We start from the raw sequence: 23,644 nt of genomic DNA, 5'->3' as shown, positions 1-23,644 counted from the left end.
TCTAGATATATCGAAATAGAAAGTGAAAGCCCACCCATGGGGCGACCCTGCCGGTCGCATGGGTTCTGGCGGTGCGGCGCAGGCGGGCGAGAGCGGGCTACAGCGGACGCAAAGGCGCCGCGCGCGCAATCAACCGGATCTGCTCGAAATCCAGCCGGTCCAGCGCCTGGCGCAGCGTCAGCACCATCGGCTGGCTGTGCGCCTCCGTGGCCAGCCGGTTCACCCACTCGTGCAGGTCGCTCCAGCGCCCGTCGCGGGCGAGCACTTCGAGTTCGTCCTTCTGCGCCGGCGACAGCGGCGTCAACACCGGCAGCAGCCGGCCGCGCGCCCGGGGCCTGGCGCGCGGGCGCGGCGCGGCGATGGGTTCCGATGGCGGCGGTGCAGGCGCGTCCGACGAAGGCGCCGGCTCGGTCGACAGCGAGAACACCACCCGCGTCCCCGAGCCCATGCCGCTGTGGATGGCGAGCCGCCCGCCCATCCGCTGCACGATGCGCTGCGCAATCACCAGCCCGAGCCCGCCGCCCGCCATGCTGGGCGCGTTGTCGGCCAGCAGGCGCGTCATGCGCTCGAGCGTGTCGGCGTCGATGCCCGTGCCGCTGTCGGTCACTTCGAAGTGCAGCTGCCACGCGCCGTCGCTCGGCTGCGCCTGCAAGCGCAGTCCGATGGCGCCGTTGCGCGTGAACCTGGCCGCGTTCGACAGCAGGTTCAGCACCACCTGCTGCAGCCGCTTGCCGTCCAGGCGGACCAGGGCCGGCAGCTCGCCGTCGATCGTGAGTTCGAAGCTGTTGTGCTGGCGCTGCGCGAGCGCGTGCGCGTACTGCGCGACGTTGTCGACCAGCGTGCGCAACTGCACCGGCTGCGCCTCGACGGCCAGCGGCGCCAGCTCGCCCTTGGCGTAGTCGACCAGGTCATCGATCAGCTCCAGCTGGTAGGCCGCGCTGCGCTCGATGGTGGCGAGCCGCGCGGGCGCCGGCGTGTCGCTGCCGTCCTGCATCAGCTTCAGGTTGCCCAGGATGGTGGCCACCGGCGCGCGCAGGTCGTGGCTGATGTAGGCCAGCAGTTCCTTCTGCTCGCGCGTGCGCTGCTCGGCCTGGCCCAGCGCCTCGCTCAGGGCGCGGGTCTTGCGCACCACTTCTTCTTCGAGCCGCTGCTGCTCCTGGGCCTGCCACTGCAGCAGCGTCTGCTGCGCGGCGTTGCGCTGGCGCGTCTCCTGGAACGACCACGCCGTGATCGCGAACGCGCCCACCAGCATGCCCGGGAACGCCAGCGCATAGTGATCGAAGTCGGACATCGAGCGCTCCGCGAACATCAGCGCCGACATGCGCATCAGTGCGCCCACGCAGATCACCAACATCACCAGCAGCGACAGCCGCCCGCCCGGCCCGGCGCGCCGCTGGTAGATGAAGGTGCAGACGGTCAGCGCGAGCACGATCAGTGGCGCGTTCACGATGCCGATGGCTGCGAAGGTCGCATAGGGGCCGAACAAGGTGCCCAGCAGCACGACGATCTCGACGCCGGCCAGCACGAACAGCAGCGGGCGCCCGGGCACGCGCACCGGGCTCTGGCGGCCGCGCTCGTGAAAGTACAGCAGCAGGCACAGCGCCGTGGCCGCCACCATCACGCTGTGGCCGCGGTAGCTCCAGACGGTGCTGTCGGGCCACAGTGCGATGCGCGCATAGCCCCGGTAGGTGGCCTCGTACAGCGCCAGCAGCGCAAAGCTCCCCGCCTGGAACGCGAGCATCGGCGCGCGCGAAATCCACCATAGCGCGGCCGAATACACCGCGAAGGCCAGCAGCCCGCCGATCAGCAGGCCGCTGAGCAGCGCATGGTTGCGTTCGATGTGATGCCACGCCTCGTCGGTGTGCAGCTCCAGCACCAGCTTGATCTGGCCCGTGCTCATGACGCGCACCAGCACCTGCACCGACTCGCCCGGCTGCAGGTCGATCTGCAGCTGCGGAATGCGGTCGTGGCGATGCGTGCTGTCCATCGGGTCGGACACGCCGGCCTGCGCGTGCGTCCATGCGGGTTGGCCATTGCGCGTGCGCAGCAGATGAAAGTCGACATGCCGCAGCCACGTCACGTTGAGCCCGAACCGCGCCGTGCGCACCTCCTGCGCATCGTTGACCAGCGACAGGCGCAGCCAGACCGCCGAGGTCGAGAACCCGCGCATCAGCTGGTCGGGCGTGGCGGGCACGAACCCGTTCGCACCGCTGCTGGGCAGGGCGAGCACCTCGCGCGCCGACAGGCGGGCCGTGGGGTCTTCCAGCACCTCGACGGTCTGTTCGACGGAGACATTGCCCCGGTTCAGCGCGCTGAACCTGACGGCTTCCGCCGCGCTGGCCGCGAAGCCCCACAACCACAAGGCCAGGCCGAGCAGCAGACCGCTTGCCCACCAGGGGCGTGTGCGCACCGGATGCATCGCGCGTCAGGTGCCGGAACGTTCGACACCGGCCTGGCGGCAGGCCGAGGGCGTGCAGTCGAAGTACTCGCGAAACGCCGTCGCGAAATTCGCGGCGCTCGAGAACCCCACCGCCGCGGCGATCTCTTCGATGCGCATGGCCGATTCGAGCAGCAGGCGCTGCGCCTCGTGCAGCCGCGCTTCGCGCACGAACTCGAACACCGTGCGGTTCGTCAGCTCCTTGAACACGCGCGACAGGCGCTTCTCGTGCGTGCCCACGCGCGCCGCCAGCTCGCGCAGCGGCAGCACGCGGCTCAGGTCGGCCAATATCAGCCGCTCCGCCGCCTGCATGAGCGCGCGGTCCATGCCCGAGCCCGGCGCGCCGCCGTCGTTCGCGGCGGGGCTGTCGGGCGGGGGCGCCGGCTGCGGGGCAGGGGCGGTGCGCGCCCTGCGGGATTCCGCCAGCGCCAGGTGAATCTCGACGCGGGCCATCACCTCGGCCGGGTCGAAGGGCTTCACGATGTAGTCGACCGCACCGGCCCGCAGGCCCGTCAGGCGCTCTTCCAGGCTGGCCGACGAGGTCACGAAGATCACCGGAATGTCCGCCGTGGCCGGGTCGGCCTTCAGCAGGCGGCAGGCGGCAAACCCGTCGGTGCCGCCCAGGCGCACGTCCAGCAGCACCAGGTCCATCTGCAGCGTCGTCGCCCGCCGGTAGCCCTCCATCGCGTCGAAGGCGAGCGTGATGCGGTAGCCGGTGCCCCGCAGCGTTTCCAGCAAGAGCTTGAGTTCGTCAACGTTGTCGTCGACAACCAGCAGATGAGCTCTCCGGGGCTCCGGAGGTGACCAATAGGACATGGAAAGAGGGGGCGCCGGCACCGCGTTGGAACGCCCTGTGGCCGAAACAATGTAACCAAGAAATTAATTTGGTAATCATTGTCACAAGAAATGCAAATTCATCCAATGACCGGTCTTCATTCCTGATCGATCCGCCCGCCATTGCCGCCCGAGGCCTTAAAAAAGGTGCCGCGGCGAGGGGGGCTGTCAGAGGGAAAACGGGGGGCTGGACAGGGCCCGTCCGGTATTGCAGGAAATAGCCGGGCCGATTCCGTCCATCAAAAGAATTGGACGCTCCGGCAAAAGCCCGTAAGCCAAAAGACCGCCAGCGCTCGCTTTCCCAACTTGCGAATTGCTGATTTTCTTTCGCCAATCGTGTGAAGTATTCGACATTCACACACGTTTGTGAACAGTTGTACGCCACGGCAAACGCCACGGCCTCTCCGGCAAAAGTCCGGACACCCCCCCGAACCAAGAATCCCGCCCCATGCAAGCGCAAGCCTGCGTGACCCGCACACCGGGTCGCGCCGGCGAGTCCTCGAGAGCCACCCGCGGCCTTCGAGATTTCCCAACGTGCGACCCGGGCTGTTCGCTGAAAGCGAGGGCTCGCCCGAGGTCCGGAATCAAGGAGAAAGACCAATCATGGAAGCTGTTTACAAGTCTGGTGGCGCGTCATCCCGCAAAGCGACGGCGGAAGCCCCTCTGGTTCTGGATCGCCCGTCGATCGTCACGCTGAAGATCGCGCCCGAGAGCGTGCTCAAGTTCGAGCGCCGCGGCGACGACCTCGTGCTCGTGCTGCGCGACGGCCAGGAAGTCGCCGTGCGCGGCTTCTTCGCCGAGTACCCCGACGCCGGCCGCAACGACCTCGTGCTCGAAGACGGCGCCGGCGTGCAGTGGTGGGGCCAGTACACCGCGCCCTGGAAAGACTTTCACTTCACCGAGATCGAGTGGAACGACGCCGGCGGCGCCTTGCTGCCCGATGGCGTGCCGGGCTGGCTGCTGGGCGCGCTCGGCGTGCTGGGCGTCGGTGCCGCCGCGAGCGGTGGTGGGGGCGGCGGCGGTGGCCCGGCTTTCATTCCGCCGTTGCTGCCCGCGCAGAACCGCGGCCCCGAAGGCAAGGCCGATCCTGTCGTCACCGACCAGGACAAGCCCGTTAGCGGACAAGTGCAGGCGACCGACCCGGACCGTGACACGCTGACCTACACCGTCGCCAAGGGCCCCGAGCACGGCACCGTCACCGTCGATCCGTCCACCGGCCAGTTCGTCTACACGCCCAAGCCCGGCTACGAAGGGCCCGACAGCTTCGAAGTGACCGTCAGCGACGGCAAGGGCGGCACCACCACCGTCACGGTGCCCGTGACCGTCTCGCCCGTGAACGACGCGCCCACCGCGCCCGACTACACCGAGACCACGGCCGAAGACACGCCCGTGAGCGGCCGCGTGACTGGCAGCGACATCGACAGCGGCGACACGCTGACCTACACGAAGGGCAGCGACCCGGCGCATGGCACGGTCACGGTCAACCCGGATGGCACGTACACGTACACGCCGAACCCGGACTTCCATGGGACGGACAGCTTCACTGTCACGGTGAGTGATGGCCATGGCGGGACGACGACGAGCACGGTGACGGTGACGGTCGATCCGGTGAACGATGCGCCGACGGCGCCTGCGTATGCTGAGACGACGAACGAAGACACGCCCGTCAACGGCAAGGTCACCGGTACCGACGTCGATGGCGATCCACTGACCTACACGAAGGGCAGCGATCCGGCGAACGGCACGGTGACGGTCAATCCCGATGGCACGTATGTCTACACGCCGAACCCGAACTTCAACGGGACCGATACGTTCACCGTGACGGTGAGCGACGGCCATGGCGGCACGACGACGAGCACCGTCACGGTCACGGTCGATCCGGTGAACGATGAACCGACGGTGCCCGACTACACCAAGACCACGAACGAAGACACGCCCGTCAGCGGGCAGGTGGTTGGCAGCGACGTTGACGGCGACACGTTGACCTACACCAAGGGCAGCGACCCGGCGCATGGCACGGTCACGGTCAACGCCGATGGCACGTACACCTATACCCCCGGTGCGAACTTCAATGGCACCGACAGCTTCACTGTGACGGTCAGCGACGGCCACGGTGGAACGAAGACCAGCACCATTACGGTGACGGTCGATCCGGTGAACGATGATCCGGCGGCACCGAACTACACCAAGACCACGAGCGAAGACACCCCGGTTAGCGGCAAGGTGACGGGCACTGACGTGGACGGCGATGCGCTGACCTACACGAAGGGCAGCAATCCTTCGAATGGCTCGGTGGTTGTCAACCCCGACGGCACCTACACGTACACGCCGAATCCGAACTTCAACGGTACCGACACGTTCACCGTCACGGTGAGCGACGGCCACGGCGGTACGACGACGAGCACGGTGACCGTGACGGTCGATCCGGTGAACGATGCGCCGACGGCGCCGAACTACACCGAGACAACGAGCGAAGACACGCCGGTCAGCGGGAAGGTGATCGGCAGCGATATCGATGGTGATGCGCTGACGTACACGAAGGGCAGCGATCCGGCGCACGGCACGGTTACGGTCAACGCCGATGGCTCCTACACCTACACCCCCGGCGCGAATTTCAACGGCACCGACAGCTTTACCGTCATCGTCGACGACGGCCACGGCGGCACGACCACCAGCACGGTGAACGTGACTGTCACCCCGGTGAACGATGCACCGACGGCACCGAACTACACCGAGACTACGAGCGAGGACACGCCGGTCAGCGGGAAGGTGATCGGCAGCGACGTCGATGGCGACGCACTGACCTACGTGAAGGGCAGCGATCCATCGCACGGCACGGTGACGGTCAACGCCGATGGCACCTACACCTACACCCCGGGTGCCAACTTCCACGGCACGGACAGCTTCACCGTCACGGTGAGCGACGGCCACGGCGGCACCGCCACCAGCACCGTGAACGTGACCATCAACCCGGTCAACGACGTACCGACAGCGCCTAACTACACCGAGACCACGAACGAAGACACGCCCGTCAGCGGCAAGGTGACCGGCGCTGACGTGGACGGCGATGCGCTGACCTACACGAAGGGCAGCAATCCCTCGAATGGCTCGGTGGTCGTCAACCCCGACGGCACCTACACGTACACGCCGAACCCGAACTTCAACGGTACCGACACGTTCACCGTCACGGTCAGTGACGGCCACGGCGGCACGACGACGAGCACCATCACGGTCACCGTCGATCCGGTCAACGATGCCCCCACGGCGCCCAACTACAACCAGACCACGAACGAGGACACGCCGGTCAACGGCAAGGTCATCGGCAGCGACGTCGACGGTGACGCATTGACCTACACCAAGGGCAGCAATCCTTCGAACGGTTCTGTCACGGTCAATCCGGATGGCACATACACCTACACGCCGAACCCGGACTTCCATGGGACGGACAGCTTCACGGTAACGGTGAGCGATGGTCACGGCGGTACGACGACGAGCACGGTGACCGTGACGGTCGACCCGGTGAACGATGCACCGACGGTGCCTGACTACACCAAGACCACGGATGAAGACACGCCCGTGAGCGGCCAGGTCGTTGGCAGCGACGTCGATGGCGACACGCTGACCTACGTGAAGGGCAGCGATCCAGCGCACGGCACGGTCACGGTCAACGCCGATGGCACGTACACCTACGTCCCTGGTGCCAACTTCCACGGCACCGACAGCTTCACCGTCACGGTGAGTGACGGCCATGGCGGCACCACCACCAGCACGGTGAACGTGACCATCAATCCGGTCAACGACGCACCGACGGCGCCCAACTACAACAAGACCACGAACGAAGACACGCCGGTCAACGGCCAGGTCGTCGGCAGCGACGTCGACGGCGATGCACTGACGTACGTGAAGGGTAGCGACCCCGCGAACGGCACGGTGACGGTCAACGCGGACGGCACCTATACCTACACCCCGAATGCCAACTTCAACGGCACCGACACGTTCACCGTCACGGTGAGCGATGGCCATGGCGGCACGACGACCAGCACCATCACGGTCACGATCGATCCGGTCAACGATGCACCGACGGTGCCCAACTACATCGAGACCACGAACGAAGACACGCCGGTCAGCGGCCAGGTCGTCGGCAGCGACGTCGATGGCGACACGTTGACCTACACCAAGGGCAGCGATCCATCGCACGGCACGGTGACCGTCAACGCCGATGGCACCTACACCTACGTCCCTGGCGCCAATTTCAACGGCACCGACAGCTTCACGGTCACGGTGAGCGATGGTCACGGTGGCACGACCACCAGCACGGTGAACGTGACCGTCAACCCGGTCAACGACGCACCGACGGCGCCCAACTACACCGAGACCACGAACGAAGACACCCCCGTCAGCGGCCAAGTGATCGGCAGCGACGTGGACGGCGACGCGCTGACGTATGCACTGGGCAACGGCCCTGCGCATGGCAGCGTCACGGTCAACGCCGATGGCACCTACACCTACGTCCCCAGCGCGAACTTCAACGGCACCGACACGTTCACCGTCACCGTGAGCGACGGCCACGGCGGAACTACCACCAGCACCGTGACGGTCACGATCGACCCGGTGAACGACGCGCCGACGGTGCCCAACTACGCCCAAACGACGGACGAAGACACGCCCGTCAGCGGCCAGGTCGTCGGCAGCGACGTCGACGGCGACACGCTGACCTACGCGAAGGGCAGCGACCCCGCGAACGGCACGGTCACGGTCAACGCGGACGGCTCCTACACCTACACCCCGAACGCCAACTTCAACGGCACCGACAGCTTCACCGTCACGGTGAGCGACGGCCACGGCGGCACGACCACCAGCACCGTCACCGTGACGATCGACCCCGTCAACGACGCCCCCGTGTTCGTCGACGGCGGCGGCACGCCGGTGGACACGGCCACCGGCTACGTCTTCGGCTACGACGAGAACCGCCCCGCGGGCACCGTGCTCGGCACAGTCCACGCCACCGACATCGACAGCGCGAACGTCACCTACAGCATCCTATCGGGCAACGACCAGGGCTACTTCGCCATCGACCCCACCACGGGCGAGATCAGCCTCACGCCGGCAGGCGCTGCGGCCTTCGTCAATGACTACGAAGCAGGCGCCAACGCGCACTCGCTGGTGATCGGCGCGACCGATGGCACGGCCACGACCACCATCCCCGTCACGCTCAACGAGCAGAACATCAACGACGCACCGACGGTGCCCGACTACGCCAAGACCACGGACGAAGACACACCCGTCAGCGGTCAAGTGGTCGGCAGCGACGTCGACGGCGACACGCTGACCTACGCCAAAGGCAGCGACCCATCGCACGGCACGGTCACCGTCAACGCCGACGGCACCTACACGTACACGCCCAGCGCCGACTTCAACGGCACCGACAGCTTCACCGTCACGGTGAGCGACGGCCACGGCGGCACCACCACCAGCACGGTGAACGTGACCATCAACCCCGTCAACGACGCCCCGGTGTTCGTCGACGGCGGCGGCACGCCGGTCGACAGCGCCACTGGCTACGTCTTCGGCTACGACGAGAACCGCACTGCGGGCACCGTGCTCGGCACAGTCCAAGCCACCGACATCGACAGCGCAACCGTCACCTACAGCATCCTCTCGGGCAACGACGCTGGCTACTTCGCCATCGATCCGGCCACGGGCGCGATCAGCCTCACCCCGGCAGGCGCTGCAGCCTTCGTCAACGACTACGAAGCAGGCGCCAACGCGCACGCGCTGGTGGTCGGTGCGAGCGACGGAACCGTCACGACGAACATCCCCGTCACGCTCAACGAGCAGAACGTCAACGAGGCACCAGAGGCGCTCGACGACACCAAGACCACGGACGAAGACACGCCGGTCAGCGGCCAGATCGTCGGCAGCGACGTCGACGGCGACACGCTCACCTACACCAAGGGCAGCAACCCGTCGAACGGCACGGTGACGGTGAATCCCAACGGCACCTACACCTACGTTCCCAACGCCAACTTCAACGGCACCGACAGCTTCACCGTCACGGTGAGTGACGGCCACGGCGGCACGACCACCAGCACGGTGACCGTGACCGTCAACCCGGTGAACGACCCGCCGACGGCCACGGCGACCGACGCCGGCATCGTCTCCGAAGGCAGCCTGCCCGGCGGCATTGCGGCGGTGGGCGAGCCGTCGGTGCAATCGACCGGCAAGATCTCCATCGCGGACCCCGACAGCCTGGCGGGCGACCTGTCGGTGTCGCTCAGCGGCCCGGCCGGCGTCACCTCCGGCGGCCAGCCGGTGTCGTGGACCTGGGACGCGGGCACGCACACGCTCACGGGCAGCGTCACCGTCGACGGCGTCACCACCCAGGTGATGACCGTGGCCGTGGGCAATGTCACCGCCACGGGCGCGGGGCAGTTCGAGGCGGGCTACACCGTCACGCTGAAGGCGCCGATCGACCACCCGGCGGGCAACGGCGAGGGCGTGTCGAACCTGCACTTCGAGGCCGTGGTGAGCGATGGCCAGCTCAGCGGCGCGCCGGTGGGCTTCAATGTGCCCGTCAAGGACGATGCGCCGGTGCTCGTGAACGGCGAGCAGTCCGTCGACGTGGCACCGATCAACACGAACCTGATGGTGATCCTGGACCTCTCCGGGAGCATGGAGGAGGAGACGCCGACGCGGCTCTCCCGTGCGAAGGCGGCCGTCCAGAACCTGATCGACGGCTACGACCTATACGGCGAGGTTCGGGTGCAACTCGTCACCTTCAGCACGACCGGGCAGGCACAACAAGCCTGGATGACGGCAGCCGACGCCAAGGCGCTGGTGCAGGACCTGCAGGCCAGTGGCAGCACCAACTACGACGCTGCCCTGGCTTCGGCGATGAGCGGCTTCTCGGCTGGCGGCAAGCTGCAGGGTGCCCAGAACGTGTCCTACTTCCTCACGGACGGCGAGCCGACGCGTGGGGACGGCAATCCCGACCAGCTCGGGAACAGCAGCAGCAGCAACGCGGCTGACAAGGGCATCCAGGCAGCGGAAGAAGCGATCTGGAAGACCTTCCTCACCAACAACAAGATCAACTCGTTCGCACTGGGCCTGGGTTCCAGCCTGGGCCCGACGGAGCAGGCCTACATCGACCCCATCGCCTACAACGGCAACACCGGCACGAACACCAACGGCAAGATCGTCACCGACACGAGCCAGCTGAACGACATGCTGCAAGGCACGATCAGCGTGCCGCCCACGGTCAGCAACCTGCTGACCGGCGGCCTCGGTGGCTCGTCGGGCTTCGGTGCCGACGGCGGCCATGTGTCCACGCTGACCATCGACGGCACCATCTACGCCTTCGACAGCAGCACGGGCCTGATGACGAAGACCGGCCCCGCCACCAGCAGCGACTACAGCTACAACCAGGCGACGCACCAGGTCACCATTGCCACCGACAAGGGCGGCAAGCTGGTCGTGGACTTCGACACGGGCGAGTTCAGCTACCAAGTGGCACCGCGCACCACCACCTCGCACAACTACGACGAGACGCTCAGCTACCAGGTGGTCGACCGCGACGGCGATGCGAGCAACGTGGCCACGCAGACGCTGCACGTCAACTACACGCCCGCGGCGGGGGCGGCAGCGCTCTTCACCTCGGCCGACTCGCTGGGCCTGGCCGGCGTCGACGAAGTCACGGTGTCGATCGAGCAGCAACAGCAACCGCACGATGCGCCGCATTTCCCCTTCGGCGACGGTCCGGCATGGGGAGGGCTGCAGCTGTCCGACATGCTGCAGGGCTTCGGCGCCGCGGAGTCGCTGCATGCGCTGCTGCAGGCCGCGTTCCCGCCGGCCTTCGGGGGCACGCAGGCGTCTCCCACGGTGCTGTCGCTGGCGTCCTCGGCCGATTCGCTCGCGGCCTACGCACCGCCGGTGACGCCTTCGCTCGACGACGAGCTCCACATGGGCCTCGCGCTTCACCACTGACCGACCGGTGTGCCGGCGCCGCTTGCGGCGTCGGCACCTGGTGGTCTGCACGTCTTCACGCATGCTTGCTTCCCGTCATCTTTCGTCTGCTGCCGCGGGCCTTTTCTTCCTGCTCGCCGGATCGGCGGCGCTTGCGCAAGCGAGCACCGCCGCTCCGCTGGGCATGGCCGAGGCCGTGCGCCTGGCTGCCACCTCGCACCCGACCGTGCGCAACGCCGTCGGCCAGGCGCTGCAGGCGGGCGAGGGCATTGCGGCGGCGCGCTCGGGCTACTACCCGCAGGTCAGCGCCGGCGTCAGCGCGCGCACGGGCAACCGCCAGCTGCAGGCCGACGGTCGCCGCCAGGTGCACCAGGCCTCGCTGTCGGTGACCCAGCTGCTGTACGACTTCGGCAAGGTGTCGAGTGCCGTGAGCGAAGCCGAAGCCTCGGCCACGGCCGCGCGCGCCAAGCTGCTGGTGGCGGTCGACGACGTGGTGCGCGACACCGCGCAGGCATGGATCGAAGTGCATCGCCAGCAGGCGCTCGGCGAAATCGCGCAGGCCCAGGTGAAGGGCGTGCAGTCGCTGGCCGGCCTCGTGGGCGAGCGCCAGGCCAAGGGCGCCACCAGCCAGTCCGACGTGGCGCAGGCGCAGTCGCGCCTGGAGGCCGCGCGGGCCCAGCAACTCAACACCGCGTCGCAGGCCGAGCGCTGGCGCCTGAACCTCATGCACCTGACCCAGGGCCGCGCGCCGGCCGGCATCGCCGGCGAAGCGCCCGTGCCGCTTGCGAGCGCCTGCGCCGCGCTGCCGCAGACGGCCTTGCCCGCGCCGGCCGTGCAGATGGCGCAGGCCGAGCGCGACATGGCGCAGGCCGCGCTGCGCGGTGCCGATGCGCAGCTGCTGCCCACGCTGTCGCTCAACGCCGCCGTCAACCGGGGGCTCGAATCGGGCGCGCGGCCCGCCGGCCAGTCCGCCAACGAAAGCACGTTCACCGTCAACTTCACCGCGCCGCTGTACGAAGGCGGGCGCAGCCAGGCCCGCCAGCGCGCCGCCGCGCACGCCGTCGAGGCGGCCGAGGCCGCGCTGGGCTATGCCGAGCTCAGCGTGCGCCAGCGCCTCGAAGACGCGCGCGTGCAGTCGCAAGGCCACGCGCTGCGCCTGCCCGTGCTCGCCGCGCGCGTGCACAGCACGCAGCGCACGCGCGACCTGTACAGCGAGCAGTACCTGCAGCTGGGCACGCGCTCGCTGCTCGACCTGCTCAATGCCGAGCAGGAGTTCCACGGCGCGCGCTTCGAGCAGGCCGAGAGCGCGCACGAAGTGCAGCGGCTCGCCGTCGAGTGCCTGTACCAGTCGGGCCGCCTGCGCGAGGCCTTCGGGCTGGTCGATGCGGGCGAGCTCGTCGCCGGAGGCCAGCCATGACCGCCACCACCATGCCCGAACTGTCCGCCGCGCGCGGCCCCGAGCTGCTCGCCGGCTGGGTCGACGCCGTGCTGGCCGTGGCCGCCCACTACCACCTCGACACCTCGCGCGAGCGCATCCGCGGCGCCGCCGCATGGAGCGACCACGAAGACATCGGCGAGCGCGTGCGCCAGATGGCCCGCCAGGCCGGGCTCACCGTGCGCCAGGTCGCGCCGCGCCTGGACACCCTGAGCCCCTGGCGCCTGCCCGTGGTGCTACAGCTGCGCGACGGGCAGGTGGCCGTGGTCACCGCCATCTCGGCGCAGGGCCTGCGCGTGATGCTCGGTGGCGATCAGGGCGCGGAAACCGTCTGCACCGTGGACGAGCTGCAACCCGCGCTCGAAGCCATGGCCGTGCTGCGGCCCGCGCAGTCGGCGCCCGACTCGCGCGTGGACGCCTACATCCGCCCGGTGGAGCCGCACTGGTTGCGCCAGATCGTGCTGGCCGACTGGCGGCCCTACGCGCACATCCTCGTCGCGTCGCTGGCCTACAACCTCATGGCGCTGGCCGGCACGCTGTTCTCCATGCAGGTGTACGACCGCGTCGTGCCCGCGCAGTCGCTGCCCACGCTGCATGTGCTGTTCGGCGGCGTGCTGCTGTCGATCGCGTTCAGCTGGGTCATGCGCGGCGCGCGCATGCGCATCACCGACGTGGTGGGCAAGCGCGCCGACCTGCGCATTTCTGACCGCGTGTTCGGCCACGCGCTGCGCGTGCGCGGCTCGGCGCGCCCGCGCGCCACCGGCACCTTCATCTCGCAGCTGCGCGAGCTGGAGCCCGTGCGCGAAATGCTCACGTCGACCACCGTGGCGGCCGTGGCCGACCTGCCGTTCTTCTTCGTGTTCTGCGTGCTCTTCTGGTTCATTGCCGGCTGGCTCGTGCTCGTGCCGCTGGCCGCGTGCGTGCTGCTGATCGTGCCCAGCCTGCTGGCGCAGCCGCGCCTGCGCGCGCTGGCCCAGACGGGCATGCGCGAATCGTCGCTGCGCAACGCCATGCTGGTCGAGGCGGTGCAGGGCATCGACGACATCAAGGGGCTGCAGGCCGAGCCGCGCTTCCAGAACCAGTGGAACCACTACAACGCCGTCAACGCCGACTCGGGCCTGCAACTGCGCGCGCTGCTCAACACCCTGAGCAACTGGACGCAGACCGTGCAGGGCGCCGCCTTCGCCTTCGTCGTGTTCTTCGGTGCGCCGCTGGTGATGGACGGCCACATGAGCACCGGCGTGCTCGTGGCCGCATCGATCCTGTCGACCCGCATGCTCGCGCCGCTGGCCGGCGTGACGCAGGTGCTCAACCGCTGGCAGCAGGCCAAGGTGGCCGGCGAGGCGCTCGACCAGCTCATGAAGCTGCCGGTCGACCACCCGCCCCACGAGACCCGCGTGCACCGGCCCGCCGTGCAGGGCGACTACACGCTGCGCGACGCCGTCTTCAGCCACGACGGCCAGACCACCGCGCTGCATGTGAAGGCGCTGCACATCGGCGCGGGCGAACGCATTGCCGTGCTCGGGCGCAACGGCGCGGGCAAGTCGACGCTGCTGCAGGCGCTCTCGGGCCTTATCGAACCGCGCGCGGGCAGCGTGCTGCTCGACGGCGTGTCGACGGCCCACATCGACCCCGCCGACGTGCGCCGCGACGTCGGCCTGCTCGCGCAGGACGCGCGCCTGTTCCACGGCACCCTGCGCGAGAACCTGCAGATGGGCATGCCCCACGCCACCGATGCCGAACTGGTGGCGGCCCTGCAGGCCACCGGCGCCTGGGCCTTCGTGCGCCGCCTGCCCACCGGGCTGGACCATCCGCTGCTCGAAGGCGGGCGCGGCCTCTCGGGCGGACAGCGCCAGAGCCTGCTGCTCGCGCGGCTCCTGCTGCGCCGCCCCGGCGTGCTGCTGCTCGACGAGCCCACCGCCTCGCTCGACGAAGTGGCCGAGCGCGAAGTGATCGAACACCTGCGCGCGTTGCCCGCCGGCCGCACGCTGGTGCTGGCCACGCACCGCCCGGCCGTGCTCGAGGCGGTCGACCGCATCCTCGTGGTGGACGGCGGCGCTGTCGTGCTCGACGGCCCGCGCGACCAGGTGATGGCGCGGCTGCGCCAGGGCGCGGTCGCCTCGCGCGAGGCGATGGCTTCCGCAGGCCGCAGCAAGGAGGGGCAGGCATGAACGCCGTGACATTGACCAAGGCGCAGGTGCAAGCACAGGCACAGACACAGGCGCAGGCACCGGCCGTATCCACCGCCACCGTGTGGGGCCCAGGCGGCGCCGACGACTTCGACGAGGCCCGCGCCAGCGGCTCCGCGCGCGTCGTGTGGTTCATCGCGCTCTTTCTGCTCGCCTTCTTCGTGTGGGCCTGGGTCTTCGAGATCGACGAAGTGTCCAGCGGCATGGGCAAGGTGATTCCCAGCTCGCGCGAGCAGCGCATCCAGTCGCTCGAAGGCGGCATCCTCGCCGAGCTGCGCGTGCAAGAAGGCCAGATCGTCGAGAAAGGCCAGGTGCTCGCGCAGCTCGACCCCACGCGCGGCGAATCGAACGTGGAAGAAACCGCCGCGCGCTACCGCGCCGCCCTGGCCAGCAGCGTGCGCCTGCGCGCCGAGGTGCAAGGGCAGGGCAGCCTGCAGTTCCCCGCCGAGCTGAAGGCCTACGCCCAACTGGTCGATTCCGAAAGCGCGCTCTTCCGCTCGCGCCAGGGCAGCCTGCGCGACACCGTGTCCGGCCTGGGCCAGGCGCTCGCGCTCGTGCGCAAGGAGCTCGACATCACCCGCTCGCTGCAGGTGAGCGGCGCGGCCAGCAACGTCGAGCTCATCCGCCTGCAACGCCAGGCCGCCGACCTGGAGCTGAAGATCGCCGAGGCGCGTGCCAACTACATGGTGCGCAGCCGCGAAGAACTGGCCAAGGCCGATGCCGAGGTCAAGTCGTTGTCGTCCGTGGTGCGCGGGCGCGCCGACTCGCTCGAGCGGCTCACCCTGAACTCGCCCGTGCGCGGCATCGTCAAGAGCCTGCAGGTCACCACCATCGGCGGCGTCGTGCCGCCCAACGGCTCGCTGCTGACCCTCGTGCCGCTGGACGACCAGCTGCTGGTCGAGGCGCGCATCTCGCCGCGCGACATTGCCTTCATGCGCCCCGGGCAGGAGGCGCAGATCAAGATCACCGCCTACGACTACGCCGTGTACGGCGGCCTCAAGGGCCGCGTCGTGACCATCGCGCCCGACACCCAGCGCGACGAGGTCAAGCCCGAGATCGTGTACTACCCCGTGCTCGTGCGCACCGACTCCGACGCGCTCACCGACAAGGCCGGCCGCCGCATGCCCATCGTGCCCGGCATGGTGACCACCGCCGACATCCGCACCGGCCGCAAGACCGTGTGGGACTACCTGACCAAGCCGCTGAACAAGGCGCGCGAAGCCATGCGCGAGCGCTGACCCGCGCGCGCCCATCTCTCCCCGCAAACCCATCCGACACCCATCCGACCCAAGAGGACGCTAGCCATGAAAACCACCCCGCACGCATCCCCCGCCGCTGCCGCCTTCGTGCTCGCCGCCGCGCTGCTCGGCGCCGCCGCTCCTGCGGTGGCCCGCGACAACCCCGTGGACCCCGTGAGCAACCCCGACAAGCTCGACTACCGCGACGTCGAGGCGCGCCGCCCCGACTTCAAGGAGCCCTTTCTGCGCGACGGCGTCGTGTCGCGGCCCGAGCGCTTTCGCGAGATCAAGCCCGGCCTCAACCAGGCCCAGGTGCTCGCCGTGCTCGGGCAGGCCCTGAAGCAGCAGCGCGGCGCGCTCGGCACCGAGTGGGACTACCACTTCAAGTTCCAGATGCCCCAGTCGGCCAACTACCTCGTGTGCCAATACAAGGTCGTGTTCGACGACAGCCAGGCCGTGCGCAGCGCCGTGTGGCGCCGCCGCCAATGCCTGGACCTGCTGCCGCGCTGAGCCGCAACGTCGGCCCGCAGCCCATGCCCCGCGATTCCAAGCGCGCGCCCCGTCCCTATGAGGCCTTCGTGTACGGCAACTCCGCCGACGAGCCCACGCGGCTGGCCGAGCGCTGCCTGGAGGTGATCGAGGGCACGCTGAAAAGCGTCGACCGCGTCGTGGCCTGCCTGCGCGCGGCCGAACTGGAACACGGCATCGGCATCGCGGCCATGACGCGCGCACAGATCGCCGACGCCGCCGAATGGCACCGCGCCAAGCTGCAGGGCCTGCTGGCCGTGAAGCTGCAACTCACCAACCGCGGCGGCGACATTCATCTGGTGGACGACCTGCACCTGGTCGTGCGGCTCAAGTCGCGCCTTACTGCGCCCGGCGGTTTTCTGCCGGAGCTGTACCACCTCATGCCCCATGGCTGACGTGGACGACGCGGCCCTCGAGGTGGATGCGTTCCGCCGCATGGGGCTTGGTCTTCTTCCGGCGTTGAGCGACAACGCCCGCACGGCCGCCCCGGGAGGCGCGCCGTGATCCGCCGCACCAAGCGCTTTCGCAAGAACCTCTACCGGTTGAGCGACGTGGCGCTGTGGCTGCTCCTTGCGCTCTTCCTTGCGCTGGCGGCCGACGCGCTGCCGGCGCGAGGCGTCAGCCAGGACCACCACGACAGCGAAGCCGAGCGCACCACGCACGCGCACTAGCTAGCGGCCGGCCCCGAGCCGGACCTTGCTTCGCCTCGTCTCGCCTCCGGTGAGGCAGAAAACCGGGGCACCTCAGATATCTCGTCGATTCGAGAAATCGTCGACGAATTCTTTTCTCTTGCGCGGCTTCGCTTCTCTACAGTGAATGCCCCCGCGACAAGACGGCCCGCTGTAGCGGCCGACGAACCCCGTGAAAGGAACGCCTTCTTCCCAGACATTCATTGATTGATCGATCGATTGATTCGTGCGAGCGAATGAACCGCCTTGCCTCACGGCGGGTGTCGATGCCTCTTTGTGAAGCAGCGACACGAATGTGAGGCACAAAAGGCGACGGCCAGGGTGCGTGAACACCCTGACCGTCTGACCAAGAGACGTGCATAGCTTTTGAGAGGAAGCACACCAAATGGCTGATCGAATTATGGCCGGGCGTTCCACGCCCCAATCTCCCCGCCGCAAGAGCGGGGCGACCCCTTCGTCTACCCCCACAGGCGAAGACGCCAGAGACCTCCTCGAAATCAAACTGGCCCAGCTGAACTCCCTGCTGTGGTGCTGCTACGGCGACGGCAACGGCTGGTTCGAGGAAGCCGGGGAGAAACACCGGGATCACATGCTGTGGATTGCAGCGGATCTGGCGCGGGAGGCGGAGAGGTTGTTGGGGGAGAGTGGGAGGGGGTAGGGGGCTGTTGCTTGCCGCTGTGTCTTTGTGGCCGGCGGCGGTTCATTTTCTTATCTCCAGCAATATGGCAAAGGGCTGGTGTCGTCGGCTCCCCGATCAGGATTTGACCGCTTTGCAGAGGTTGCGGTCGGTGGCCCTCAGAGATAGAGCTTGCGGTCTCAGCTTCAAACCGGTCATTCAGGCGAAAGTATCGTCGCCGCACCGATGACGGGTTCTAGATGTGTACCTGAAATCGGCGGCGCGCCGAAGTGCGGTTGCTTCGTGAACGTCCGCTGTGTTGAGGCGCGAACTGGTGCTGTCGCTCCATCGCAGTACTTTGGATTGCCGCGAGGCAACACAGGAGCACGTCGCATCCGAGCCTCATTCCGAGCTAAGCAAGCTTGACTCGCCGGAAGACCTCGCTCGTCTGAATCGCAGCAGCACGTCTGTCACCCATATCGACGAGGCTATCGAGCGCTCGCAATAATTTTCGTGCGATGGGTTCGGGAAGCTCTACGCCTCGCTCCGAGAAACGCTGGATGAGACTCGCGACCCGCGGCGGCACGAGCGCGCTATTCCAGCCAGTCGGCGCGGCTGTGCCATGCAGAACCAGCTCCAGGTGCTCAACAAAAGATTCAATCGGGTAGTGTTCGAGCGCGCGCTCGCACAAGGTTGCCCAGATCGCAGCCAATGTTGCATCGCTTCCATGCGCGCGAAGAAGAGGAACGACCAGATCAAGAACCCGACCCAGTTCTTGCCAGTTACCGTTGGCGAACCGCGCGGTTCTAGGAAGGTCTCCCCACTTAATAAAAAACACGGATCGAAGGATTCTTTCAAGTTCGTTATTTCTCATTCCTTCATCGCGCCAAGAACTTCTTTTCCATGCGGAATGGCTCGTAACTCTGGGCATTAAGGCAGCAAGCAACTCGAGGACTTTTGCGGGGAGAACCGGTGCATCCACAATGTTTGCCACCAAAGGCGATGCGAATGGATCAGCAAACGAAACGAAGGTCTCGTCGTCCAAGGAAAGAATCGGATTCACGAAGCGCCGAAGGGCCTCGGTCGGCTCCAACCGGGCACTGACCAGGGCGAGGAAAGAAAATAGCGTGATGCGCCACTCATACAACTCGGTGGGCTTTTCATCACGAGTTCTCTTTCCGGGGCGGTCTCGAGTCGAAGGTGGATTGAACCGATCGATAGTCCATCGCTCAAGGCCTTCGAGCCAATCCAGAACAAATCGGAACCGGTGTTCGTCATTCACCACGGCTTCCAAGGGTATCGCGGCTATCACTCGCGACAGATGACGCCAGTCGAGATCACGCTCGGCCGGTCGCCATTTCGCAGGTTGGCCGCCTTCCTCAGCGACGTCTGAGCCGCTTGGCTCGACCTGATCCCATGCATCGGGGACCGCCGGCAGTGCAACTGGAGGCGCGTCGATCTCAGCGATTTCATCCAAGGCCCAACGCACGCTCGCATTGATGCGATCTTGCTCGTGCCGAAGGCGATCCTTCTTGACCACCATGTACTGCGAGCGTTCAAGGATCGACAGGGATATCCCAAGTCGAAGTCCCAGCCATGCAGCATCGGGCGCAGCATCCCAGAGTCCGATTAGACCCTGCATCGCTACCCCTTCGATCTGAGTATATGGGTGGCTAAATAGCTGCAGCAGCGCCTCTAGCGCGTCATGACGAGCGCGATCCGCTCGCAAAATGCCGGCGAGCCCTTGGGTTGCGAACAACACCGGATGAAATACCAACTGTGAGTCTCGGTACGTGTAATTGCTCCCCACTTCCGCAGTCCGCCAAGCGCGAAAGCACACATTCGAGGCCCACTCGCGCGTGTCTGCATCGATGGGAGTTGGAAGCGAAAGAATGACCGCTGCGACGCCTGCGACCAGCGACTGTCGCGAGTGCTCAGAGCTGATGTGGTCGTACCCTTGGCTGAACAGATCGGCCGCGTCTAGCTGTCTAGCCGTATTGAGTGCATTTACAAACTCCACTTCATCATCTATGACGCCTGCCTCCAAGGTCTTCTCCGCCCATTGATTCACTCTCATGTGCAAGACCATGGTGGCCTGACGCTCGTTGATGGCATCGATGTCCGGACCGACTGCCTTTGGGTTGTTCAGGGAGATCAGCGCTCCCTTGCCATCGTCCGTTGTCTTCGCCTCGTAGTTCTCGGCTTTTCCGACCTCAGCCCAGATTTCAGCCGTTCTTCGCAGACTTGATATGAGACTTGCATTCTTCGTTTCGTCGACGTAGTCGAAAGGAAGGGCATGCGGAAAATCCGCGATCTCCTTCGAGGCCTGTTGTGCGAATTCCCCACCCTGCAGAACGGCCAAAGAGGCGAGCCATCGCAACTCGATCTTTCGCGCGCGCCTCTTGCCTGTCTCATGCGCTGCCTGTGTGTGCCTTTCATCAGCCGAATTGAAACTTCCGGCACCTAGTAGGAAACCGTTTTCGGAGACCATCCTCTTGATGTCCCACTTCCAAAGTCGCTGGTTAGTAATTAGCGGCAAAGTTGTCGCGGACACATGGTTCTTCTCGAGAGCGATGGAAACCGCGATGCCTAGGACAGCGACGGAGTGATGACCATCCAGCACCAGGGCAATAACCTCGTCAACTGAAGTGCCTGCATCTACTTGCTCGAACGCCCAAGACTCGAGCGCCATCAACGCGGAGTCCGCTAAGTAGGAGCCATGAGCGCCCCTGAACCATTGATAGACTTGGCCATCGCCCCAAAACTCTTGCTCTCCCCAGGGAAAGATCAGCTTCAGAGACAGTGGTTTTCGAGGGCCTTGTCGATCGAATTCGCAGAGCTGTCGCCAAGCTTCAATAGCGCGATTCGCCAACGATCTCACTAAGCGCCGTCCTTCATCCGGGGCGGCCTTAAAGACTGACGGAAATGGCTCGCGAGATGGGGCTGCCGGCAAGTAGGCTTGATGGTCATCAAGGCCCAGGTCGTGCCAGGCTTGGGTGTCCGGACCGCTGTAAAACTCGTGTCGCTTCTCTTCCTTCGGCAGGTCGTTTTTCGTGGTCACAATGACGAAGTCGACGAGTTCCTTAGGACACGATGCACCTAGCCTCGGGCTAAACGTCAAGATGCCCTCGAAAGCCCCTTGTGGAAGATGCTCCAGCGTCAGTAGATGGCTCATGTAGGCCTTCGCTACCTCTGGATAGGCCGGGGAAGCAATCAATATCAACGATCGAAGCCGCTCGGATAGCGAAGATGGTGGTCCTGGTGCCTTCGTTAGATCCGCTTCGCCTCGGAGTCGTCGCCAGTCCTCTTCTCCCGCATCAATCTGAACAGTCCACTTGGCGACGATGTCGACAATGCTCTTCGAGACCTTATTCCTGACGTCCTGCCACAGGTTCTGCCACACCTCGAATACTGTCAAGACGTTGCCCCAGTACTTGGGGTCAATGCTCTCAACGCATGTCAAGAGCCAGTTGCAGAGTCTTCGCCAAGTGTCGACGTCTGACGGCCAAGCCATGGCATCGGCGTATCGGAGGCGCTGTTCCGGACTCAACTGTGGAAACTGAGCCGCATCGAGAACGGTCGGATTGGCCTTGCTTTTCTCTGCCTGGAACCAGACAGAGAGCTTCGAGACGCGCCTGCCGCCTTCGACTAGCATGGCTGCCTCGTAGGTCGCCTGAACTGAGGTGAACTGAGGTAGGCCCAGTGGCCCTGTCATCCACGCACGGAGCCACTGAGTTCGGGCCCCACTGACCTCCTCGAGCCGCTCAAGTTGCTTCGCCCAATCATCCCCGTCCTTGATCTCGGATTGCGAGAGCAGTTCGACGACTCGGCCAAGTGCTGGCGGCTCCCCTGCTTCCTGAACCGTAGTCAGCCAATCCTCACCGTTTGAGATGAGGAGCTGCAAGAACGCCCATTCAAAAAAGATGTCGTGCGAAAATCGCCAGGTCTGGCCAGCTCGCAATGGCCGTACCACCCCATCTATTTGCAGCTCATGCAGTGCCCGAGCATCAACATCTAGGGCAGGGATCTTGCGCCCCAATGCAAATGCACCTTTGCGAGCGAGTTGCACCAGTGCCTGTCGCCTGCGACCGGCCGCCGCGGCTTCTGCACTGTACCCACCGCGTTCCCACCAAGCGCTTGCTAGCTCGATTTCAGACATCGGCACACTATCGCCATCGGTGTGCCCAGCGCTTAGGACGGCGGCGAAGAACGGCCGCCTGACGATGGCTCGCACGTCGGGTGACCCGAAAAGCATCGGTCGTAGCGAGGGGCGGGCATTCGCCAAGGCTTCGGATTCTTCTTCGCTAAACTCGCCGACGGAGAGAGTGGCTGCACCCTTCCTAAGTAGTTCTGGAGGTAGCCAAGTTCTCAACGGCTCAATGCCGTTGTCCCGCAACGCGGCCACGATCTTCCAGCCCTTGAGTAGTGGTGACTGAAGGATGACCTTCAGAAGATCGGTGACGATGCCTCGATTTTCGATTTCAATTCGATCTAGCCCGTCGACGAAAAGCGTCGGAACCCCCACCGCCTCGATTTCAACAAGCAGTTCCTCGATGGAGGACGGTGCAATCCCGTTCGCGGCGAGGTACTGCGTCCAAGTTCCTCCCGCAAGGCGATCGGCTTTCAAGAAAAGCGTCGTCCCTTGGGTGGTCGCCCGTTCTACTAGCGCTCGAAGGACTGCTGATTTGCCGGTGCCGGGCATACCGGTAAGTTGAACGAACAGATGTGCGCCAATCGCCGTAGTCGCTTCAGCCACCAGATGCGCACGTGCGACCCCGAAGCCATCTACTTGGTTGCCGATTTCGGCCACTCCACGGACAGACTCCTCCCGAATAAACGCGAGCGTGCTCTGTAGAACTGCTGAGCCAGAGAGTCTGAACGACCCATTGAGCCTGCTAACGAGCGTCTTGCGATCAAATACGCCCGCTCCACCCTCACTCGCCCTGACGAGGGTGAGAAGTCGTTGCCAGAGGTCATCGGCTCGTGCGCGGTCCTGCGGTTGCAATACGTTTGCCAGCGATGCGACGGCGTTAGCCTGGGTCGCAGAGCCCTCATGGAGCATGTCCACTCGCATTAGTACGAAGTGAGCGAGAAGCTTGTGCGTTGCTGCATCAAGGTCAGATATTTCGGCGATGCCAGATAGGATGTTCTTGACAGCGGCGTACTGACCAGTTTTCGCCCCTCCGACTCCCTCCGTGTTCAATTTGGTCACAAGACTGGCAGGGACTGGATCCATCCGCGCCCACTCGCAGAGTGTCTCGAAGTCACGTCTGGCGCCTTCGGCAATCTCGTCCGAGATAGCGCCGACGCGGTCTATCGTGGCTTGAAAACCATTCGAGACCACAGTGGCATACGCACGGATGATTGTTTCGCGGAAGTCCGAGTTCGTCCTGGCATCGCTGATTCGCAGACTGCGCTTGACCTGGAGACTCAAGCGCATGACGACGCTATCCTGCCCCTCCGCTTCAACGATCACATCGTCAAGGGGCTGGCCCACTGCCCCCTGTTGAATCGATACCTTCTTGACTATGCGGCCGGGCACCCCTTGAGCTGTCGCCTCGGCCAACAACGCCACGACGTAGGACGCTGCGACTCCGTCTTCGTAGGTGAATCCAGCGCCCCCAGTGAGTTCGGGGCTTGCCGCGGATGGCAGTAGTTCTCCCAACGGCTTGGGTTCGTCGGGCTTCTGTGCAGGAGAGGGCGTAGGAGCGGCGGA

Annotated in this window: 10 protein-coding genes; 7 read left to right on the top strand and 3 right to left on the bottom strand. The window is 65.9% G+C overall.

Annotated features, from left to right (window positions below):
* Positions 1 to 97 precede the first annotated feature (97 nt).
* Positions 98 to 2,410 carry a sensor histidine kinase gene (locus tag AC07SQ_RS30140; RefSeq protein ID WP_495276175.1) on the bottom strand — a complete coding sequence of 771 codons (2,313 nt, stop codon included), beginning with the start codon at positions 2,408 to 2,410 and terminating at the stop codon, positions 98 to 100.
* Between the two features lie 15 nt (positions 2,411 to 2,425).
* On the bottom strand, positions 2,426 to 3,253 hold the full coding sequence (locus tag AC07SQ_RS30135) for a response regulator transcription factor (RefSeq protein ID WP_070062643.1): 828 nt from the start codon (positions 3,251 to 3,253) through the stop codon (positions 2,426 to 2,428).
* Positions 3,254 to 3,874: 621 nt separating this feature from the next.
* On the opposite strand from AC07SQ_RS30135, the gene AC07SQ_RS30130 reads away from it, so the two are divergent.
* The 7 genes from AC07SQ_RS30130 (at position 3,875) to AC07SQ_RS30100 (ending at position 17,294) form a co-directional block, all read left to right on the top strand.
* Complete coding sequence (locus AC07SQ_RS30130; protein ID WP_495271645.1) at positions 3,875 to 11,254, top strand: tandem-95 repeat protein; 7,380 nt, start codon at positions 3,875 to 3,877, stop codon at positions 11,252 to 11,254.
* Positions 11,255 to 11,315: 61 nt separating this feature from the next.
* Positions 11,316 to 12,650 (top strand): TolC family outer membrane protein, encoded by a 1,335-nt coding sequence (locus tag AC07SQ_RS30125; protein WP_495271644.1) that lies wholly within the window; start codon positions 11,316 to 11,318, stop codon positions 12,648 to 12,650.
* Entirely contained in the window at positions 12,647 to 14,839 is a 2,193-nt protein-coding gene (locus tag AC07SQ_RS30120; protein WP_495271643.1) for a type I secretion system permease/ATPase, read from the top strand. The genes AC07SQ_RS30125 and AC07SQ_RS30120 overlap by 4 nt, the downstream gene beginning before the upstream one ends.
* Positions 14,836 to 16,095 carry a beta-barrel domain-containing protein gene (locus tag AC07SQ_RS30115; RefSeq protein WP_495271642.1) on the top strand — a complete coding sequence of 420 codons (1,260 nt, stop codon included), beginning with the start codon at positions 14,836 to 14,838 and terminating at the stop codon, positions 16,093 to 16,095. Before AC07SQ_RS30120 ends, AC07SQ_RS30115 begins: the two co-directional genes overlap by 4 nt.
* A gap of 66 nt (positions 16,096 to 16,161) precedes the next feature.
* Positions 16,162 to 16,605 carry an outer membrane protein assembly factor BamE domain-containing protein gene (gene bamE, locus AC07SQ_RS30110; RefSeq protein WP_062479197.1) on the top strand — a complete coding sequence of 148 codons (444 nt, stop codon included), beginning with the start codon at positions 16,162 to 16,164 and terminating at the stop codon, positions 16,603 to 16,605.
* 23 nt (positions 16,606 to 16,628) lie between these two features.
* Complete coding sequence (locus tag AC07SQ_RS30105) at positions 16,629 to 17,018, top strand: hypothetical protein (protein ID WP_143599085.1); 390 nt, start codon at positions 16,629 to 16,631, stop codon at positions 17,016 to 17,018.
* Positions 17,019 to 17,123: 105 nt separating this feature from the next.
* Positions 17,124 to 17,294, top strand: coding sequence for a hypothetical protein (locus tag AC07SQ_RS30100; RefSeq protein WP_495271641.1), 171 nt, complete (start codon positions 17,124 to 17,126; stop codon positions 17,292 to 17,294).
* A gap of 1,046 nt (positions 17,295 to 18,340) precedes the next feature.
* On the opposite strand, the gene AC07SQ_RS30095 is transcribed toward AC07SQ_RS30100, so the two are convergent.
* Positions 18,341 to 23,503 (bottom strand): hypothetical protein, encoded by a 5,163-nt coding sequence (locus AC07SQ_RS30095; protein ID WP_495271640.1) that lies wholly within the window; start codon positions 23,501 to 23,503, stop codon positions 18,341 to 18,343.
* Between the last annotated feature and the right edge of the window lie 141 nt (positions 23,504 to 23,644).

The organism is Variovorax sp. GW821-FHT06D12 (assembly GCF_059419205.1).
The sequence above is the reverse complement of the archived record's forward strand: the minus strand, read 5'-3'. Positions and strand labels throughout refer to the sequence as shown.